19 protein-coding genes are annotated in these 20,558 nt (G+C 40.3%); 11 read left to right on the top strand and 8 right to left on the bottom strand.

The window, feature by feature from the left end; genetic code table 11:
* Window position 1: 1 nt before the first annotated feature.
* The gene (locus DTA23_RS04080; protein ID WP_239468793.1) at window positions 2-919 is read left to right on the top strand and encodes a TIGR01777 family oxidoreductase; all 918 of its coding nucleotides are present in this window, start codon (window positions 2-4) and stop codon (window positions 917-919) included.
* Window positions 920-948: 29 nt separating this feature from the next.
* On the opposite strand, the gene DTA23_RS04085 is transcribed toward DTA23_RS04080, so the two are convergent.
* Both DTA23_RS04085 and DTA23_RS04090 read right to left on the bottom strand, forming a co-directional pair.
* Window positions 949-3,060, bottom strand: coding sequence for a type IA DNA topoisomerase (locus DTA23_RS04085; RefSeq protein WP_112373886.1), 2,112 nt, complete (start codon window positions 3,058-3,060; stop codon window positions 949-951).
* Between the two features lie 111 nt (window positions 3,061-3,171).
* Window positions 3,172-4,530: a deoxyguanosinetriphosphate triphosphohydrolase gene (locus tag DTA23_RS04090; protein ID WP_070562021.1), complete on the bottom strand. Its 1,359-nt coding sequence runs from the start codon at window positions 4,528-4,530 to the stop codon at window positions 3,172-3,174.
* 294 nt (window positions 4,531-4,824) lie between these two features.
* Here DTA23_RS04090 and DTA23_RS04095 point away from each other — a divergent pair, with 294 nt between their 5' ends.
* Window positions 4,825-5,838, top strand: a complete 1,014-nt coding sequence (locus tag DTA23_RS04095; protein ID WP_256602864.1) for an aldose epimerase family protein — start codon at window positions 4,825-4,827, stop codon at window positions 5,836-5,838.
* Between the two features lie 97 nt (window positions 5,839-5,935).
* On the opposite strand, the gene argH is transcribed toward DTA23_RS04095, so the two are convergent.
* Window positions 5,936-7,255, bottom strand: a complete 1,320-nt coding sequence (gene argH / locus DTA23_RS04100; RefSeq protein WP_112373888.1) for an argininosuccinate lyase — start codon at window positions 7,253-7,255, stop codon at window positions 5,936-5,938.
* Window positions 7,256-7,838: 583 nt separating this feature from the next.
* Here argH and rbfA point away from each other — a divergent pair.
* The 4 genes from rbfA to DTA23_RS04120 are packed head-to-tail and all read left to right on the top strand — an operon-like array spanning window position 7,839 to window position 10,621.
* The gene (gene rbfA / locus DTA23_RS04105) at window positions 7,839-8,210 is read left to right on the top strand and encodes a 30S ribosome-binding factor RbfA (protein ID WP_070562015.1); all 372 of its coding nucleotides are present in this window, start codon (window positions 7,839-7,841) and stop codon (window positions 8,208-8,210) included.
* Window positions 8,211-8,239: 29 nt separating this feature from the next.
* Window positions 8,240-8,887 (top strand): leucyl/phenylalanyl-tRNA--protein transferase, encoded by a 648-nt coding sequence (aat, locus tag DTA23_RS04110; protein ID WP_112373889.1) that lies wholly within the window; start codon window positions 8,240-8,242, stop codon window positions 8,885-8,887.
* Window positions 8,880-9,968: an aminotransferase class V-fold PLP-dependent enzyme gene (locus DTA23_RS04115; RefSeq protein ID WP_112373890.1), complete on the top strand. Its 1,089-nt coding sequence runs from the start codon at window positions 8,880-8,882 to the stop codon at window positions 9,966-9,968. Before aat ends, DTA23_RS04115 begins: the two co-directional genes overlap by 8 nt.
* A 2-nt stretch (window positions 9,969-9,970) precedes the next feature.
* Window positions 9,971-10,621 carry a DUF8465 domain-containing protein gene (locus DTA23_RS04120; protein ID WP_070562009.1) on the top strand — a complete coding sequence of 217 codons (651 nt, stop codon included), beginning with the start codon at window positions 9,971-9,973 and terminating at the stop codon, window positions 10,619-10,621.
* Between the two features lie 50 nt (window positions 10,622-10,671).
* On the opposite strand, the gene DTA23_RS04125 is transcribed toward DTA23_RS04120, so the two are convergent.
* Complete coding sequence (locus DTA23_RS04125) at window positions 10,672-11,070, bottom strand: hypothetical protein (protein ID WP_112373891.1); 399 nt, start codon at window positions 11,068-11,070, stop codon at window positions 10,672-10,674.
* Window positions 11,071-11,291: 221 nt separating this feature from the next.
* Here DTA23_RS04125 and DTA23_RS04130 point away from each other — a divergent pair, with 221 nt between their 5' ends.
* The 5 genes from DTA23_RS04130 to hemL all read left to right on the top strand — a co-directional run bounded on the left by DTA23_RS04130 (window position 11,292) and on the right by hemL (window position 17,916).
* Complete coding sequence (locus DTA23_RS04130; protein ID WP_070562005.1) at window positions 11,292-12,131, top strand: hypothetical protein; 840 nt, start codon at window positions 11,292-11,294, stop codon at window positions 12,129-12,131.
* Window positions 12,132-12,350: 219 nt separating this feature from the next.
* On the top strand, window positions 12,351-13,592 hold the full coding sequence (hemA, locus tag DTA23_RS04135) for a glutamyl-tRNA reductase (RefSeq protein WP_070562003.1): 1,242 nt from the start codon (window positions 12,351-12,353) through the stop codon (window positions 13,590-13,592).
* 349 nt (window positions 13,593-13,941) lie between these two features.
* The gene (gene hemC, locus DTA23_RS04140; protein ID WP_112373892.1) at window positions 13,942-15,528 is read left to right on the top strand and encodes a hydroxymethylbilane synthase; all 1,587 of its coding nucleotides are present in this window, start codon (window positions 13,942-13,944) and stop codon (window positions 15,526-15,528) included.
* A gap of 90 nt (window positions 15,529-15,618) precedes the next feature.
* A complete protein-coding gene (gene hemB / locus DTA23_RS04145) occupies window positions 15,619-16,602 on the top strand; it encodes a porphobilinogen synthase (RefSeq protein WP_046674929.1) in 984 nt (327 codons plus the stop codon).
* A 3-nt stretch (window positions 16,603-16,605) separates the two neighbouring features.
* Window positions 16,606-17,916, top strand: a complete 1,311-nt coding sequence (gene hemL, locus DTA23_RS04150) for a glutamate-1-semialdehyde 2,1-aminomutase (protein ID WP_046674928.1) — start codon at window positions 16,606-16,608, stop codon at window positions 17,914-17,916.
* Window positions 17,917-18,007: 91 nt separating this feature from the next.
* On the opposite strand, the gene DTA23_RS04155 is transcribed toward hemL, so the two are convergent.
* The 4 genes from DTA23_RS04155 to DTA23_RS04170 are packed head-to-tail and all read right to left on the bottom strand — an operon-like array spanning window position 18,008 to window position 20,334.
* Window positions 18,008-18,553 (bottom strand): DUF4252 domain-containing protein, encoded by a 546-nt coding sequence (locus DTA23_RS04155; RefSeq protein ID WP_083295802.1) that lies wholly within the window; start codon window positions 18,551-18,553, stop codon window positions 18,008-18,010.
* Window positions 18,554-18,559: 6 nt separating this feature from the next.
* Entirely contained in the window at window positions 18,560-19,081 is a 522-nt protein-coding gene (locus DTA23_RS04160; RefSeq protein WP_046674926.1) for a DUF4252 domain-containing protein, read from the bottom strand.
* A gap of 6 nt (window positions 19,082-19,087) precedes the next feature.
* Window positions 19,088-19,777, bottom strand: a complete 690-nt coding sequence (locus DTA23_RS04165; RefSeq protein ID WP_112373893.1) for a hypothetical protein — start codon at window positions 19,775-19,777, stop codon at window positions 19,088-19,090.
* A gap of 41 nt (window positions 19,778-19,818) precedes the next feature.
* Window positions 19,819-20,334, bottom strand: coding sequence for a GFO_1088 family ECF-type sigma factor (locus DTA23_RS04170; protein WP_070561993.1), 516 nt, complete (start codon window positions 20,332-20,334; stop codon window positions 19,819-19,821).
* Window positions 20,335-20,558 lie beyond the last annotated feature (224 nt).

Raw genomic sequence — 20,558 nt, forward strand, 5'->3', positions numbered from 1 at the left:
CATGAACTGGACTGTAAACACACTTGCCATGCGTAAAATAGTCATCGCTGGAGGAACAGGTTTTGTTGGACAATATCTTTCCGAGAGATTTCAAACATTGGGTTACCAGGTTATCGTCATTGGCCGTCGGCAGGGCAATATCCTTTGGACCGATCGATCCGGCATTTCCGATGCACTGGAAAATGCGGAGATGCTAATCAATCTAGCCGGAAAGTCTGTCAACTGTCGATATAACGAAAAAAATAAGGCCGAAATATTTTCTTCAAGAACAAAGACCACAACGATTCTTGGTGAGCTGATCGCAGGCTGTACCAATCCACCAAAATTGTGGCTCAACTCCAGTACAGCAACCATTTATAGGCACGCCGAAGATCGTCCGATGACCGAAAGTTCGGGGGAGATCGGAACAGGTTTTTCTGTTGATGTTGCCAAATTATGGGAAAAGACTTTTTTCGACTTCAAATTGGAAAAGACAAGACAGGTGGCACTTCGGATGGCGATTGTTTTGGGTGCGGATGGAGGTGTTATCCTGCCTTTTAAAAATCTTATCCGGGCTGGACTAGGGGGCATACAAGGAAATGGCCAGCAATATTTTAGCTGGATCCATATTGAAGATCTTTTTCAAATTATTTTGTTCTTAAAAGATCATGCGGATATGGATGGTGTCGTCAATTGTGCGGCCCCCCACCCCGTTACGAATAAAACTTTTATGGTGACTTTTCGACAAGTAATGAACTGTAAAATTGGTCTACCATCTCCCAAATGGCTGCTGGAAATAGGTGCTGCTTTTATTGGCACGGAGACAGAGCTGCTTTTAAAAAGCCGTTGGGTATTACCTGAAAAGCTGGAGAATAGTGGATTTACGTTCAGGTTTCCATCGATTTCAAGTGCTTTACAGGATATTCTGCAGCGGGAATAAAATTTTAAGGTTAACGTGGGGTAAACCATTTACCCCACGTTAACCTTAAAATTTTCAAATACAAGCGGCGCAGTGACAATAGCACCCTCATTATTTTTTACCCCTTTAAACTCGGAGGTTTTTCCTTTCTCCAACAGGTTCTTCATCTCTTTTTCGTCGAGAAAGATACCATTCAATGTCCGCCAGATCTTAAAATCACATCCACGGGCATAATGGTCGCATTGGGCTACTTTATCGTAGAGCAAAATCAATCCCTGCTCACATTTCGGACATTTTATCTTTCCTTTTTGTTGAGGTTTAACTTCCTCTTGCGCGAGAGAAATCCGCAGCGTCAACAGTTCTTTTGTAATTTTGGCCGTATAATCCTTAATATGTTTCATAAAAACATCATAGGACACTTTATTGGCTCGCATTTCCTCCAGCTTCTGCTCCCATTTACCGGTCAAGGTTACCTTGGCAATGGAACGATCTTTTACAAGATTGTATACCGCAAGTCCTTTTTCCGTTGGGATCAGTTTTTTCTTGTCGCGCTTAATATAATCCCGCTGGAAAAGTGTTTCGATAGTTGCGGCTCGTGTAGCAGGTGTACCAAGTCCACAGTCCTTCATAGCCTGCCGCATTTCATCGTCTTCAATTTCCTTTCCCGAAGTTTCCATGGCCTTCAATAAGGAGGCTTCGGTATGTATGGGTCTTGCTTTGGTAAAACGTTCGGCAAGTTCGAGGGTCAGAATCTGCAATAATTCCTCAGCTAACAGCTTCGGTAACTGCGCATTTTCATTATCCTGATCGTCATTGTTTTTATCTTCATCGGGCGCTTCGATCTGCTCCGCGGAAAGACGCCAGCCGTATTGCTTGATTACAGTACCTTTGGCGATAAGTTCAACCCCCTGCGCATCAATTGTCACGGTGGTAATATCTTTTATACATACTTCCGAGAAACTTTCCACCATGCGCTTGGCGATCATATTGTAAACATTCTGTTGCTCTTTGAGCATGGGACCCGGCTTTTCATCCGTCACCAATAGGGCGTGGTGATCGGTTACCTTTTTGTCATCGACAGAACGTTTGTTCAATTTTGCACCGATCAGATTTTTTGCGATCGACGAGATGGATTCATCTGCGGTATCCGACAAATGTTGAAAAAGTGCGCCAATTTCTTCAAAAACATCCTCACCGATGTAACGGGAACCCGTACGCGGATAAGTGATGACCTTCTTTTCGTAAAGTGTTTGCGCAATACTCAGTGTCTGATCGGCCGAATAACCATACTTCTTATTTGCATCCTGTTGCAGCGATGTCAAATCAAATAGCAAGGGCGGTTGCTCTTTTGTTTCTTTGGCTTCCACCTTTGCGACGCGGGCATTGGAACCAACGGTCAATCGCGCAATGGTTTGCTCGGCGACATCCTTTTTATCGATCTTATTGGAGGTTGCCTTAAAACTGATATTATCTTTTTCAAAACCGGCCTGAATTTTATAGAATGCCTGGGGTTTAAAGTCTTTATTTTCCAGATAGCGCGAACAGATCATGGCCAAGGTTGGCGTCTGAACGCGGCCCAAAGAAAGTAATCCTTTATTCCCGGCCGCCAAGGTGATGGCCTGCGTCGCATTGATACCGATTAGCCAGTCCGATTCCGAACGTGAACGGGCAGACATGTACAGGCTATCGTATTCCGTACCTGCTTTCAAATTGGCAAAACCTTCTTTAATGGCTTTATCCGTTTGGCTCGATATCCAAAGGCGTTTAAAAGGCACTTTAGAACCTAAAAAATAGTATATATTACGAAAGATCAATTCACCCTCCCGTCCCGCATCGGTAGCCACAATGATTTCTTCGGCCTGTTCCAACAGGGATTTTATGGTGTTGAGTTGCTTAACTGCTCCGGTATCATCCATCTGCTTGCCATCACGCTTCACTTTCTTCGATTCTAGCTTAAATGTGGATGGAATGATCGGCAAATTTGAAATTGTCCACGAATTGTATCCGTAAGCCTGTGGCGTACAGAGTTGAACCAAATGGCCAAAAGCATACGTAAAAGCATAGCCATTGCCGGCGATATAACCGTCTTTGACTTCCTTCGCCCCCATCACTCGAGCCAGATCACGCGCCACGGAGGGCTTTTCAGCAATTACAACCTTCATTTTAGATATGAGATGTTAGATTTTCGATCCGAGACTTTAGGATAATACCCTCAGGTATTACAGCGAGTCTCAATTTAATATTGATATTTTACCCCTTTACCTGAAACGTCCCTATTCTATGGATGGTATTGTTATTCCCTTGATTTTACGGTACAGCTCTATGGCATAAACGTCAGTCATACCTGAAACAAAATCCAATACACAACGGATTTTGGAATACGAATCTTGTTTATCCGTATAAAATTGTTCAGGAATTAATGCAACGAGCTTTTTATCGTAATTGTTCTTGTTCTTCTTTAGGTATGCCGGAACAAACTCTTTTAATAGGGCATCCATCACCCGGTAACCAGCAATCTCAATTTGCACAACCGTGGGCGCATTATAGATTTTTGCAATGGAAATCTTCGAGATTTTTTTCATTTGTGTAACAATGTCCTCATCTAAAGCATCCATTAACGCTGATCCGAAAGTTCCTGACAGAAATTTGTCCTGCTGACGTACAAAGACATCAACACATCCTTTAATCAAGGTATTGATCGCTTTAGCACGCAACAATGCTACACGGCTTGGGGTATCCAGCAATCCATCGAGCCTGTCGCGAAGATTTTCTTTGCCACAGAGCGGCAATAGTAATTCTTCCACTTCTTGATAGGACAATATCTTAAGATGATGTGCATCTTCCAAGTCAATAATATTGTAACAAATATCATCCGCAGCCTCCACGAGATAAACCAAAGGATGTCTTAGGTAGCCCTTTGAATTGGAAGGATCTTTTAATAATCCCAATTCATTAGCAACCTTCTCAAATGCTTTTTGTTCTTCCGTAAAAAAGCCATATTTCTTGCGATGATGGCTTTTCTTGAGGTGGCCATCAATTGCCAGACAGGGGTATTTTACAATGGAAGCCAGGGAAGTATAGGTCAATGCAAAACCTTTGGGATCCTTTCCTTGAAAGGCATGTGTCAGAATCCGTAGCGCATTGGCATTTCCTTCAAAGTGGGTCAGATCGGCCCATTCTTCGGCTGTTACCTGCTCTTGGTATTTACGTCCATCGCCATCTGTGAAATATGTGGAAATAGCGGATTCACCAGAGTGACCAAAGGCCGGGTTGCCCAGGTCATGTGACAAACATGCCGCAGAGATAATATTTCCTACTTCTTGCAAAAAAGGGTAATCATTATCCAGGTTTGGATTTTCCTCTTTCAACTGTGCATAAAACATACGTCCCAAAGAGCGTCCTACACTGGCAACTTCTAAACTATGTGTCAACCTATTGTGCACGAATACAGCGCCAGGAAGTGGAAAAACCTGCGTTTTATTCTGTAATCTCCGAAATGGGGATGAAAAGATCAAACGATCATAATCCCGTTGAAATTCCGATCGGGCCACCAGGTAACTATCTACGCTCCGATCTTCGTAACCCCAGCGCTTTGCAGAGAGCAAATCTTTCCAATTCATTTTTTCAGACATAGCGCAAACTTAGATAAATTTGCCTTTAAATACAATTATAATCATAGGAGACCGGCTCAGAAATTCCCCGAATGACTGTGCACATATCCCTATATTTTACTGCTGTTATTTACCTGTTCAGGAGTCATTTTTGCAACAGTATCCTGGATTGCATTTCAAAATGACAAATTTTACAAACAGCTGTTGTCAAAGTCATTTTTATACTGGTTATATTCTGTATCTTTAACCTAAATACCAATAGGGATTCATCATGACGAAATATCAAACACTTATTCCAAACATTTTGAAGGTACAATTGACGGCAAAAACACGCATTTGCTCTTATTAAAAAACGAAGGGGGCATGCAAGTACTCTTAACGGACTACGGTGCGCGTATTGTCAGCATTTTGGTACCTGATAACAAGGGAAATTTGGTGGATGTTGCACTGGGCTTCGATTCCATTCAGGCCTACCTGGATTCTGATGAGAAATACCATGGCTGCACAGCGGGGCGTTTCGCCAATCGCATTGCTGAAGGCAAATTTGAAATAAACGGAAAACACTATACGCTTCCGCAAAACAATGGCAATAATTGTCTTCATGGTGGTATTTCGGGCTTTCATGATAAGGTTTGGGACAGAAGGGTCACTTATCAATCGCACGTCGAATTTTATTATGTTTCCCAAGATGGTGAAGAAGGATTTCCAGGGAATCTAAAAGTTATGGTTTCTTATACCCTAACCAGAAATAACGAGATTATTATCAAATATCATGCGCAATCGGATGCCGATACGCACGTCAACCTGACCAATCATACGTACTTCAATCTGGATGGGGAAGGCAGTGGCGACGTATTGCAGCAGATCCTTCAGATCAATTCAGATAAAGTCTTATTTGTAGACGACAACCAGATACCGAATGCAATAGTACCTGTGGAGGGCACCGCCTTCGACTTCCGCATACCCAAACCTATTGTGCAAGATATTACTGCAAATAACGAACAATTGATCGCTGCCAAAGGATATGATCATTGTTATGTCAACAACCAGCCTATTTCGCAGCCTTGTGCAACAGTCTATTCTAAAAACACGGGCATTCAGCTGGATGTCTTTACAACGGAGCCGGGCGTACAACTCTATACAGCAAACTGGATGACCGGAAATGATTTTGGCAAAAGAGGTTACAAGTATCTTCCTTATGCCGGATTCTGTCTGGAAACTCAGCATTTTCCGGATACACCCAATCAAGCGGAATTTCCTTCAACTTTGTTAAAAGCAGGCGAATCATTCGACTCCGAGACACATTTTAAGTTCTCCATAAAAAAATAAGAACATAAAACGGCCGATAAGCACATGCTTACCGGCCGTTTTATGTTGATGTGCTATTTCCTCTGTAGGGCTACAGCATATTTTTTATTTTAAAAGGTCATCCAATGCTGATTCGACTTTTTTCAAAACCAAAAGTTGCTTTGACCTCACCGAACATCCGTTGAATCTGATCATTGCAGAGATTTCCAATACTTCCTTCATGGGTATGATTTACCTCTTTTGATGGCTTGAAGCGCCCTTCATCAATATCAATCCCGATAGTCCTGTAAGCCTCGCGGAAAGGAACTCCTTTCAGAACTTCATTGTTCACGACTTCAACAGAGAACAAATAATCGTATTTTGGATCGTCCAGGATATTGTCTTTAACAGAAATGTTTTCCAACATGAAAGTTGCGATTTCAAGACATTCATTGAGCGATTTAAACGCCGGGAATAAATTTTCCTTTAACAACTGAAGATCTCTATGGTAACCCGATGGCAGGTTGGTCGTCATCAGCGCAATTTCATTTGGCAAGGCCTGTATCTTATTACAACGTGAACGGATCAACTCAAAGACATCGGGATTTTTCTTGTGTGGCATGATGCTCGATCCCGTAGTCAAATGTGCCGGAAAAGAGATAAAGCCAAAATTTTGGTTGATATATAGACATACATCCATTGCAAACTTGGCCAACGTCGCCGCGATGGAACTCATGCCCTGTGCCAAGATACGTTCGGTTTTACCTCTACCCATCTGAGCATAAACCACATTGTAATTGAGGTCTTCAAATCCTAACAATTGCGTCGTCATCGTTCTATTCAATGGAAAGGATGATCCATACCCTGCAGCAGATCCTAAAGGATTCTTATTACAAACCTTCCATGCTGCACGCATCATCTCCAGATCATCCACAAGACTTTCGGCGTAAGCACCAAACCATAATCCAAACGATGAAGGCATGGCAATCTGCAAGTGCGTGTATCCAGGGATCAGAATATGCTTATACCGCTCGCTGAGTTGGATCAATTCATTAAAAAGAGCCTCCGTATTCTGGATGATATGCTGAATCTCTGAGCGGAAGTATAATTTTAGATCGACCAAAACCTGGTCGTTACGGGATCTGCCGGAGTGAATTTTTTTACCAGCCTCTCCAATACGCTGTGTAAGCAACATTTCAACCTGCGAATGCACATCTTCTACCGAGTCTTCAATACGAAAGTCACCGGCTAAAATTTCTTTATAGATATTTTTCAGTTCTTTTTGTACAAGCGCTAGATCCTCATCGGTCATCAGGTTTATGCTATTCAACATGCGTGTATGGGCCAATGAACCCAAAACATCCGCAGCAGCAAGTTGCAGGTCCATTACGCGGTCATTGCCCACTGTAAACGATTCTACAAAAGAATCGACATCTATATTTTTTTGCCAGATTTTCATTCGTATAATTTCTTTTTGATCCTGTTATTTTCAAAAGCCTTTGGTCGGTTTAGTGTTGATTGAAGCTTCTGATAATTCTATCACATACAATTTTTACAAAAATACCAATTGCAAATGGTTATATCAATGCAAAGATTGCATACATTTTGCTCAGAAAATTGGATGAAAAACAAAAAATCAGGTGGAAAAAAAAGACTGTTACAAAAAAAATAAAATGTTAAAAGTTTGTTAAATCGCGATAAACACACATTATAAGTAACCACTCACTTTATTTTTAAAAGTTATTTTGTCAGTTTTTTAAGTATTCCTATGTTTGTAGTGTAAGGGAGATGAAAAAATAGAAGATGGTAAGGTTAGTAAATACTTACCGCTTTAAATACACCGAAATTTCAAACCAAATATGATAGACCCCAAAGTCTTAAAACTTGAAAGAAATTACCTAACCAATTGTGAATCGAAATTTAAAGGCACGTCAAACCAAGATGTGCCTTTTTTCTTATGTCGAGTCAAGTTTCTCTTTTAATTGAAATTTTGGCTATTTTTGTTTAACATAATTGAGAATATTCAACATAAAACGTATACGATGGGAACAGAAAGCAAGAGACAGCAACGTTTTGCTGGGGTGATTCAACAGGATTTAGCAGCATTATTTCAACGCGAAGGTAATTCATGGGCTCCTGGAGCGTTTATCACGGTTACACGGGTTCGTGTTACACCTGATTTGGCAATTGCCCGTGTTTACATAAGCTTTTTGAACACAAAAACGGCACAGGAAAATATGAAGTCCATTCGTTCCAAAACATCTGAAATACGCTACAAACTGGGAGCAAAAATTAAGAACCAGGTAAAGATTGTTCCTCAATTGGAGTTCTTCCTCGATGATACCAACGAATATGTTGAACACATGGACAAACTATTTGACGAGATCGGCAAAGAACCGCGTCAGCCAGAATAATGCTATCTATCGCAGCCTGTTAAACAACCATGGTATTTGAACTGGATAGGAACAGACTGGAGTTTCCACACCCAAGTTATGCAGAAGAAGATGGTTTACTCGCCGTAGGTGGAGATCTTTCGCCAGATCGTTTGCTACTGGCCTATAGTAACGGAATTTTCCCCTGGTTCAGTGATGACAGCCCTATACTTTGGTATGCCCCAGACCCCAGATTTGTGATCGATCCCTCCAAGGTCAAGATCAGCAAAAGCATGGCGAGTGTACTCCGGAAAAAAACATTTTCCTTATCGATAGACCGCAGCTTTAAAGAAGTCATTCAGCTTTGCGCGACTATCAATAGAAAAGATCAGGCTGGAACCTGGATAACCCAGGGCATGATCCAAGCATATAGTAAACTTGCGGAGCTAGGTTATGCACATTCGGTGGAAGTATGGCAAGGTGGTATACTCATTGGCGGGCTTTATGGCGTGTTAATCAATGGTGTCTTTTGTGGAGAAAGCATGTTTTCAAAAGTCCCCAACGCTTCGAAAGCGGCCCTGATTTATCTCGCCCAAGAAATTGAACTACGTTTAATTGATTGCCAATTTCACACGGATCATTTGAAAAGCATGGGCGGTGAATACCTTTCCTTGACAGATTATTTAGCAAAAATAACAAAAGACCAAAGACATGAGTAGTCCCTATCGTAAACATTTTGACATCGCTTCAGCCGTAACTTACCTCACGACACCAGGATCCGGCTTACTTTCACGTGAAACAAAGGCTTGGCGCTCCAAAAGAGACCAAGATTTCTTTGACGCGAACAGTACCTTACGCGAACAGCAAGGTGCAACTTTAGATGCCTGTCGGGATACGCTCGGTAAATTCTTTAATTGCCCTTCCCAAAATGTGTTCTTATCAAGTTGTTTTTCCTTTGCCTTCAATGCGCTATTGGCAGGTTTACCGAAAAAATCGAAAGTGCTGCTATTGGACAATGATTATCCTTCGGTTAATTTTCCTACAATTATAAGCGGTTTTGAACATCAATTTGTCAGGATGGACGAACAGCTGGAAACGAATTTATTGGACACAATAGCAACATTTAAACCAGATGTCCTTATTCTTTCCATTGTTCAATATATTTCGGGATTAAAAATAGACCTATCTTTCATACAGGAATTGAAGCATCAGCATCCCGACTTGTTGATTGTAGGCGACGGCACCCAGTTTTTGGGAACAGATCTTTTTGATTTTACGCTTTCGGGCTTTGACGCCGTATTATCCAGTGGATACAAATGGCTTATGGCTGGCTTCGGCAATGGTTTTGTTCTCTTAAGTGACAAACTCAAAGCGATACTTTATGCGGATATCCAAAAAAATTACAGCTTCCTCAACAACCAATGGATGAATAAATCTGTGGTACAACTTTGTTTTGAACCAGGGCATCTGGACACCCTATCGCACGGAACGCTACAGCAGTCCCTTCTTCAATTGGAGGAATGGGGATTTTCCGAAACAGTGGCCTATACCCAAAAGTTAATTGCAGATGCCCGCGCTGAACTTGCCGACCGTAAACTGTTATTGGACAGCATCATCAATAGACGTCCGCAGAGCAATATTTTCAATATTCAGATCAACCCCGACAATTATCAGACCCTCCTGGATGAGGGCATAAAATGCTTTCCCCGAGGATCGGGGATCCGTGTTGGATTTCATTTATACAATGATCACTCGGATCTTGAGAAGCTATTATATATTATCGACACAAAAGTAAAGTAAACATGAAATTTAGAATAGGCGACTTAGTACGGTTTGTCGATGAGCCCATTGAGGGGCATATCACATCCATGCAGCCCAACGATATTGTAGGCGTTACAGATGACACTGGTTTTGAGATTCCGGTGCCCATGGATAAAATCACCCTCGTCTTCGGTAATATGCGTCGAGCAGATGATGAACTTGACCAGCATGCGACACCACTGACACCACATCGATTTATCGAAAAAGGAATACTTTTGGCAATTTCGGGAGACCACAAAGATGGACTTGCCAAATTACATATCATCAATGAAACGAGTTTTGAGCTCCTAGTGTCCGTAGCTGAAGCTACAGCGAATAAAGTGAAAGGTATTTTCAGCAATAAAATACCGCCACACGATTCGATGCAGTTTTATACAGGCAACTTTGCAAATGTTGGGAAATGGCCTACCTTCCGTTTTCAGATCATACGGCATAGTGCCAGTTTGCAGGAACTGACCTCACCAATCAACAGAGAACAGCGTGTACGTCCTGTAGATCTTACTAATCCAAAAGTCCTGAACGAAATTTTGGATGAAAAAATATGGTCCTACGAACTGGATAAGATTGAAGAGGATTTAGGACTGGACAAGTTGAAAAATCATTTCATACCACATCGTCCAAATAAAAAATAAGCTAGATGAATTTGATCTAGCTTATTTTTTATATACCAAACGGCTTTATTTTATTCAGCTGTCGCAGAAACCTTCCTGGTGCTCAACAATAATAATACGATGCCGACCAAATAGACAATCCAGCCCCAGCGCATGTGCAGGGATTTAGAAAGCAATTTATCGGCAAATCCCCAGCCGAAATAATTATTGATCTTAAACCAGACCGCTGTTATACTCAACAGGTACCAACAGGCGGCCACTCGGGTCATCCACTGATAAGCTCGAACCGCACGGACAAAAAACAAGAGGGCAGTCACCCCGAGAATAAGTAATGTGATAAAGAACAAATAGGCATCTACCTGATATAAATTCCAATTTCCCTTAATAGGCACTTTTAAGAATGGTGTCATGCTGGACAAAAAAGAAATGACTAGTCCAACAATGGCAAAATATTTTTTGATAATAATCATGGTTCAAATTACTTTAAAATTGCTACGAATATAAGTTGAATATTGACACATATATAACTTGTATTTCACTTTTTGAAAAATTATTCTATTTTTAAGCGCAATTAACACTTAGAACAAATAAAAAACAAGACTAATCCAAAGATCATCAATCATTTAAATCTGGTTTTCACTTGTTTAAAAGAGATGAATATAATTTTTAGCATTTAAGCCGAATAATAAACATGAAAAGAGAAGTTGAAGAAATCGCAGCAGAACAACCTGCACAGCCTAATAAAAAGAAAAAGATCTATATTATTATTGGCGTCGTGCTATTGGTTGTCCTAGCCGGTGGCGGATATTACAACTATAGCCATCGACAAGCTATCGACGGCCTGCAGGTGGATAGTACCGCGACAGCTGTTGTAGGGTTTGACAATGCAGATCCCAAAGACCTGGAAGACGCTGATGGTTGGAGTTCACTGGAAGACTATCAACACTGGAACAATGCAATCTTCACGATTCCCGAATACGATAATATCCCGTTACGCTATAGAAGGGGTATTACAAAGATATTCATGGGTAATAACTACCTTGAACCTGTAGATGATAAACCTATATACAAGTTTACACGGATAAAAGATCGTGCTAAATCTGTTTTCTGTTATGGTAACTTTACCGATCGCAACGATTCAGACAGTTGGAATAAAGAAATGGCTTTTTTGGTAGAAAAGAACGACTATCAGAGCAGTGCCATCTGGATCATTTCAGCAAAAGGCGATATTTTATTCTGGAAGGAATATTCAAGCGAACTGCCACTCATCAACAGCTTCAAAAAGGGACAGAAAATTTTTATGGATGAGATGAAGTTAGTACCTGCTCCTGCTGATGGAATTATTGTCAAGAATAAAAATTCCAAGTACGCATTAATTTACAATAAAAACAGCAAGACCTTCGACAGCTATTACCAATACAGTGATAGTGAAATTCAGGAAGCTACCACTTCCGAAGAGGAGCCTTATGTGGAAGAATTGCAAGATGTCACCATCGACTCTGCAACTACAAATACAGGTATTAAAGAGTAGTTTATCGTATTTTATCGCTTAAAATTTTCGTCACGACAGATCGTGACGAAAATCATTCGATATTGATACGCAAAACAAACACCTGAATTACAGACATATAACCATCAAAATCAGCTATTTAAAATCTTTCTAAATTAATCCCTTTGACAGATTTTTGACACAAGCACAAAGCTTTTAAGCTACATTTGTACCGTTAAATATAAGCGAGGGATTAGAGCTTTGAAAAATCTTAAAGTATTAGCGTTTACTCATAAACATGTCGAACTAAAAGATCTAGGTAATCTAGTGATCTGCAATGAGGATTTAGAAAGTCGCCTCATCAATCTAAAGCATAGCCTAGACATTCCAGAGATCTTTTATATTGGTACTTGTAACCGAGTAGAGTTTGTATTTTATGGTGCTCACGAATTGACCCATGAATTCATTGCTGATTTTATGGGAAAATTGAACTTCTGTGTTCCTCAGGAGAGACTACAATGTTATTTAGGACAGGTCAACAAATACGAGGGTATGGATGCTTTAAACCACCTGCTTCGGATGTCATGTTCACTTGAAAGTCTTGTTGTTGGTGAAAAAGAAATTTTGGCACAGGTACGTCGGGCCTATGATCGTTGTAGAGAAGCTGGTTTTACTGGAGATTTTCTACGTCTGATGATGGATCGTCTCGTAAAAACGGCTAAAGAAGTATACACCTATACTAAAATTTCCAGAAACCCAATTTCCGTTGTCTCGCTCGCCTATCGCAAATTGCGCGAACTAAAACTGGTTGAAAACCCTAGAATCGTCATTATCGGTTCTGGAGAAACCAATCAGAACTTAGCGAAATATTTCCAAAAGAACCAAAAAGCTAAGTTCGTTATTTTCAACCGCACAATAGAGAACGCAAAGGCCTTAGCCGAAGAATTAAATGCTGAAGCTTATCCCCTAGCTGATATTGATCAGTACAAAGAAGGCTTTGATATTTTAATTACTTGCACAGGTGCTCCGACCTCCATTATTGACAACACACTTTATCAATCCTTATTAAACGGAGAAACGGATAAGAAAATAATCATTGACTTAGCCGTTCCGAATGATATTGATGCTGAAGTTCTCCAAAACAATCCGATTCATTATATCGAAGTAAGCAGCTTACAAGCTATTGCGGAGAAAAACATCCAAGAGCGTTATAACGAATTGGAGAGTGCCGAAAAGATTATACAGGACAATATCCAAGAATTTTTACCTTTAATCAAACAGCGACGTGTAGAGGTTGCTATGCGTGAGGTTCCTGAAAAGATTAAAGAAATTAAATCATTTGCGCTAAATGAAGTTTTTGCTCAAGAGGTTCAAGCCCTAACCCCCGAAGCGAGAGAAGTATTGGAAAAAGTCATCAACTACATGGAAAAGAAATACATCAAGGTTCCAATGGTTATGGCGAAAGAAATTTTGGTTAAAACTCCAGAAACGGAAAAAAACTAATACTAAGCTTCCCTTCGAACAGAGTTATATTCTATTACTTTTTGTTGCTTCCCTAGGTTTTGACCAAAGCCTATTAGCAGAATGAATCTGCGCCCATCCCGAGCTATCCTTTGACTGTTTCCTTTAAATTTCGGTTTATCAATTATTTCCTGACATATAATGACAGTAACGTGTCAACATATTCCTTCTATTTATTTATTTTTGCTCTGATAAATGGTATTAAATACATTTTTCCGAAATTGTTTATTTCCGGGGCTCAATTGAATTAAAACACATGCTGTGCTAGTTGAATACGTCGCTACTGGGGGAACATTTTTGTGATTGTTTTAATAGGTAAAGTAAAATTAACGTGAATAGAAAACTAATTATTGGTACCCGGGGAAGTGTTCTTGCCATGTGGCAGGCAAATTTTGTAAAAGATCGATTGGCAGAAATCGGAATTGAAGCAGAATTAAAAGTCATTAAAACACAAGGGGATATCATTCAACACCTTCGTTTGGATAAATTAGAAGGCAAAGGATTTTTCACCAAAGAGCTTGAAGAGGAGCTTTTAAGCGGGACCATTGATTTAGCTGTACACTCACACAAAGATTTACCTACGGTCAACCCTCCGGGATTGATCATTGCAGCGGTTTCTGAGCGTGAAGATCCCGCTGAATTATTGATTATCCACAAAGATTGTGTGGATATCAAAAAACGTCTTTCATTAAAACACAATGCGACTGTTGGGACATCATCCAACCGTAGAAAAGCGCAGATCTCGGCGCTACGTCCGGATCTAGAATTTGACGATCTCCGTGGTAATTTACAGACAAGAATCCAGAAGCTACGTGATGAGCAATACGATGCTATCGTACTTGCAAAGGCAGGTATTAGCCGTATTGAAATGGATATTACAGATTTTCATGTGGAAGAGATTCCTCCTGTTGAAATTATCCCGGCACCGGCGCAAGGAGTACTTGCTATTCAGATCCGTGAAGTTGACAAGGAACTTTTTGACGCTTTACAGCCCTTAAACAATGAAGAAGTAGCAAAAACAATCTCCGTAGAACGTTTGGTATTAAATAAATTTGACGCGGGATGTCATGCGCCATTAGGATGTTATTGCCGTAAAAGCGGTGATGAATACGAAGCTTGGGCCTCTATTGCTGACACAAGCGAAGATTTTCCTGACCGTGTTTACCTTAGAGATACCGATGCGACACGGTTAGCGGAGCGTATTTTCAGCAAATATGCAAAGGATAGAAAATTGCCACAATCTGTATTTATCTCCCGGGAGGTAGACGAAAATTCCTATTTCGCAAGAGCAATGGCCAAGCACAATATTACTATTGAGGGCCGCTCTTTGATCAAAATATTCCCCATCATCAACAAATTGGATCCTTTTATCCTAAAACACGTGGATTGGATTATATTTTCAAGCAAGAATGGTATTGAGCACTTTTTCAATTTAGAGCCACGTTTGAGCAAAAAGACCAAGATTGGTGTAATTGGCCGTGGCTCGGAAGAGATTTTGCGCAAATATGACCGCGTTGCTGATTTCTCTGGCGACAGTGAGGGCATCAATATGGAGGAAATTGCGAAGAAATTTGCTGAATTGGCCAATGGTGGTACCGTGCTTATACCACGTGCGAAGGAATCTTTGGAGACGATCCAAAAAGCATTAAGCCCGGAGACAAAAATTATCAATATACCGGTATATGAAACGGTCTTAGAAGAAAATGTAGATCCATCCAATGCGGAGGTATTGGTCTTTACCAGTCCAAGCAATGTGGAAGCTTATTTTGCAGACAACCTACTGGAACCAGGCCAAAAAGTAATCTGTATTGGCCGCTCTACCGGTGCAAAGTTTGATGAGATGAATGTGCCTTATACCCTTCCTTATTCTCCTGATGAGATCGGCCTTTCCGAAGCCGTTTTTGGATTGGAGTATTAGAATCGTATAAAGTAGTTTGTATTTCAAAGTCAGTAAACGATTGCACTGCTATTGCAATAAACAACATAGATCATAAATAATCTTAATATAATGTTACAACGTCCGAGAAGAAATCGTAAATCTGCCGTGATTCGCGACATGATTCAAGAGACACGTTTAGACGCGTCAAATTTGATTTTCCCACTTTTTATCGTCGATGGGCAAAATCAAAAAACTGAGGTTAAATCGATGCCAGGCATCTATCGCTATTCAATAGACAATCTATTGAAGGAAGTGGAAAGTTGCCTGAAGTTGGGCTTACGTTCATTTGATCTTTTCCCTAACATTGAAGAGTCATTAAAAGACAAATATGCTACAGAAAGCTACCGTGATGGAAGTTTATACTTACGTGCAATTGCTGCGGTAAAGAAAAATTTTCCGGAGGCTTGTATCGTAACGGATGTTGCCATGGACCCTTACAGCAGTGACGGGCACGATGGAATTGTCGAAAACGGTGAGATCCTAAACGATGAGACATTAGAGGTATTGGGCAAAATGGCCTTGGCACATGCACAATCAGGTGCAGATATCATTGCACCATCAGATATGATGGATGGCCGCATCGGTTACATCCGTGAGCTATTGGACCATAATGGTTTTACTAACGTTTCTTTGATGTCGTATACGGCAAAATATGCTTCGGCCTATTATGGTCCTTTTAGAGATGCCTTAGGCTCGGCACCCAAGCATGGCGATAAAAAGACCTACCAGATGAATCCTGCCAATGCAAAAGAGGCGCTTATTGAAGCACAGCTCGACGCACAGGAAGGAGCGGATTTTCTGATGGTGAAACCAGGACTTCCCTACTTAGATATCGTTAAACTTCTTGCAGACAACTTCGATCTACCAATTGCAGTATATAATGTCAGTGGAGAATATGCGATGTTAAAGGCGGCAATTCAAAACGGCTGGTTAGACGAACGTGTCATCCTAGAAACGTTATTGAGCTTCAGACGTGCTGGCGCTACAGCAATCTTATCCTACCACTCCAAAGAAGTATTGGAGAAAGGTTTTATTTCGCATTCAACTATTTAGACTATGCAAGCACCTGATATTTCAAGAGCAAAATCTGCTGAGCTATTTGAAAAAGCAAAACAATATTTCCCTGGAGGCGTAAACTCTCCTGTTAGGGCTTTCAAATCCGTATATGGTACCCCATTATTTATTGAGCGTGGCGATAAAGCACACCTGTGGGATGCGGACGGAAATGAATTCATCGACTTTTGTTGTTCATGGGGCCCCTTAATTTTAGGGCACAATAATGATCAAGTTCGTGAAGCTGTAGCGGCACAACTCGGGAAAGGCTTAAGTTTTGGCGCTCCTACTGCTTTGGAGAACCAACTGGCTGAGTTGATTATCGAAAACAATAGGTTTATTGAGAAAATTCGCTTTGTCAGTTCTGGCACCGAGGCCGTAATGTCTGCAATCCGTTTGGCTAGAGGCTATACGAAACGTGATAAGATCATCAAATTTGATGGCTGTTATCATGGCCACTCCGATTCTCTTTTGGTTAAAGCGGGTTCTGGTTTGGTCACTTTTGGTGAGACATCATCGGCTGGTGTACCTAAAGCATTTGCAGACGAAACCATTGTTATCGAATTAAACGATAAGCAAGCTTTAGAAGCTGCTTTTGCAGAATTTAAAGATCAGATTGCCGCAGTTATCATTGAGGGTATACCTGCAAACAATGGCTTATTGTTGCAATCTAAGGAATATGTTCACTTCTTACGTAATATCACCAAAGAACATGGTGCAATGTTGATTATGGATGAAGTGATCACGGGATTCCGTATTGGTTTTGAAGGTGCTTCGGCTTACTATGACGTACAACCAGATATTATTACCTACGGCAAAATTATTGGTGGCGGAATGCCTGTTGGTGCCTATGGAGCCTCAAAAGAATTGATGGCCTGTATATCTCCTGATGGTGCAGTTTACCAAGCCGGAACTTTATCCGGAAATCCAGTTGCTATGGCTGCCGGCATTGCCGCATTAGGTATCTTGGCACAAAAGGATTTCTACACAAATTTAAATGCCAAAACAGAAGCTTTCGTCAATGATATGCGTACTTATATTGCGGAGAAAGGATATAAAGTTCAACTTTTCCATGTGGCTTCTATTTTTTGGTTTGCCTTCACAGAACAGCACGAAATTAAAAAAGCGAGTGAAATCGATCCTAAATCGATGGAATCTTATAAAATTATGCACCGCGAATTGTTAAATCGTGGCGTATATTTTGGTCCTTCAGGCTATGAAGTAGGCTTTGTTTCTGATGCACATACAGCAGCGGATCTTGACCAGGCAAAAAAACATATTTTCGATGCTTTAGACATTGTCTTTAGTGCATAAAATCAAACTACTATAAAAAAGCCCTCCAGTATATTACTAGAGGGCTTTTTTTATAGGTTAGTGGAAGTATAGGCTCGAATCAACGTGCTTATTACAGTTTGTTTGCCAGCTTCTTATCTTTAGATTTCATCTTATTTAGTCCGGCAATAAGTTCATCCAATGAAAACTTACCTTTGATATCCATAAAAACACTTTCATCTTCGTTATCATGAACGAGTAGAGAAACCCGCTGAATAACATTATTCTTATCAATACGCGCATTCAGCGAAATCTCCTGTCCATCCGTGTTAATAACCAGTAATTCCTCAAATTTGTTCTTCTTCAAAAACTTATGGTAATCGTCCAAAATCCGTGCATTCTTCGTTTTGTCATTATTTGAAAGTGTCAGCATTCTGAACTTCTTTAATTTCTTTACAATTTCAGCCATTGCACGAGACTCTTCATCATTATCGTCCTTTAAGGCTTTTTTCATAAAGGGTTTTGTTAACCACATCGGTAAATTAATGGCAACAATCTCAGCGTCGTCCGATACATTAGACCGGCTGACGAAATCCATATTGGAGGCTTTTTTTATCATGCATGACTGCATGGAGAAAAGAACGCCAACTAGGCACAACAAGGTTAGTAATCTTTTCATAATCTTCTACTTTTTGTTGTTATCACCTTTATTCTTACTCACTTTATTGTTCCCTTCGTTGACCAAGCTAGTCACGTCTTTCAACGGTATAGCCCCGTCAAGGATCATAAATAGATTTTGCCCATCTCCGTTGATCGTTAGTAACAGATTGTTTAGGATGTCGGCATTTGCAGACATATTTTCCACCATGAACCGGATATCCTGACCTTCATTATTGAGTGACATGAGTTCTTCATACTTTAAATTTGAAACTGCCCCTTGAATAATACCTGTTAAGGCTTTATCCTCCCCATCTTCAACAATCAGCATCCGCAACGATTTAACATTCTTAAGTAGTGGTGTAATTGTCTGCATATCCTCATCGTCTATTTTCAAATTACCCAATAGCTTGAACATCGGCGCCCCGATTTTAAGTGTTGTCACGCCCTTTTTTCCTTGATATTGTTCAAAAAGTTTATCCAATTTTGAAATTTGTGCATTTGCCATACTTGCTACAAGTAGAAGGCAAGCTATTAAAAAACCTTTCATTTTATTTTAGTTAATCGTTATTGACATTTGTTTTATATTCATTGCTTTATCTACACCATTTTCCAGATTATTTGCCAGTAAGCCTAAAGATTTTAGGGTCAGTTCAACAGCTTCCTGTTCGTTCGCGACAGGTTTCCCATTCAAAACAACATAATCTGCCTGATAGGGTTCACTTTCGACTGATTGCAGACTTTCAGCAACTATTTTCTTCTTTTCAGTCCATTTCTTCGCTTGTTTTTTAACTTTAGAATGTTTGAGCGTTTCTGCGATCTGTAACGTCTTACCGCTTTCCACCGAAGGGGTCCCATCATTAGCATTGGAAACTACCGTTTCTTCATTTTGTTGTTCGATCAGCTTCTTGTCCGCGGATTTTAGCTCTTTCATTTCCTTTTCGGCAAGTACAGGTACTCGCGTTGTTGGTTCCTGATTTAGGAATAGTGCAATTCCAATAGCCATTACCAACATGGCTGCCGCAGCATATTTTATCCAACTCTTATTCCACCATACAATACGTTTCTTATCCTCATTGATCTCACTTTGGAAGTCCTCAAAGGACCAGTCCATTGTTCTATTCTTTTCTTGATTCAATGATTGAAAAAAAACATCATCCGAGCTTTTCAATGCTCTTTCTTCCTCTAATGACGACTGGCCATTAAAGTACTTCTCTTCCAATTCTTTTAATTTCTTATCTTTCATCACTGTGCATCTTATTTTCAAAGACGATGAAACATTCGGGTTTATTTTTTACCTGAATAAATCCGCGTGGTTTCATAATCGAATAATTTTGTCAATTGTTCTTTTACCTTCTGTCTAGCACGCATCAGATTAACTCTTACCGCAGACTCGCCCATCTCCAATACTTCACCGATTTCATCGATGTCATAATCCTCAACATCGCGCAGATGCATAACAAGCCGTTGTTTTTCGGGAAGGGAATTGATCATTTCAAGGATAATTTCTTTCGTATTCCCAACAGTATGTTCCGTCATGGTAACAACCTGATGCTGCTCAACAAAGTCTGCCCTGACCTTATCTTTTTTTAGACGATTGAGCGCTTCATTTTTGACACTCTGCATGCAGAAGGCTTCCATATTTTTATACTGAAGCAGCTGATCTTTTAATTGCCACAAACGCATCATCACATTTTGTACCGCATCAAAAGCCTCGTCATCATCAACCAAGATCCGTTTCGCAAAGCGAAATAGCTTATCCTTATGGATGAAAACGGTATTTTTAAATTGCTCTTGGTTCATGTTATCGTCAATATTGAGACTTACGCTATTTTAATCTTCTAATCGGCTTTTGCCCCATCTCCGTATCACCTGTGCCTTTTATATTATCAAGACATTTCAGCTTATCGATTTATTACATCTAATATGACTATTTTTTTAAAAATATTTAATTCACTGTGTATTAAACTTCAATGAGTAGCCCAAACGGCCTATTTTTAACCTTATTACAAACAAAATAGGTATAT

Origin of the sequence: Sphingobacterium multivorum, from assembly GCF_900457465.1 — a bacterium.
In the GTDB taxonomy this organism is placed as follows: Bacteria; Bacteroidota; Bacteroidia; order Sphingobacteriales; family Sphingobacteriaceae; genus Sphingobacterium; species Sphingobacterium multivorum.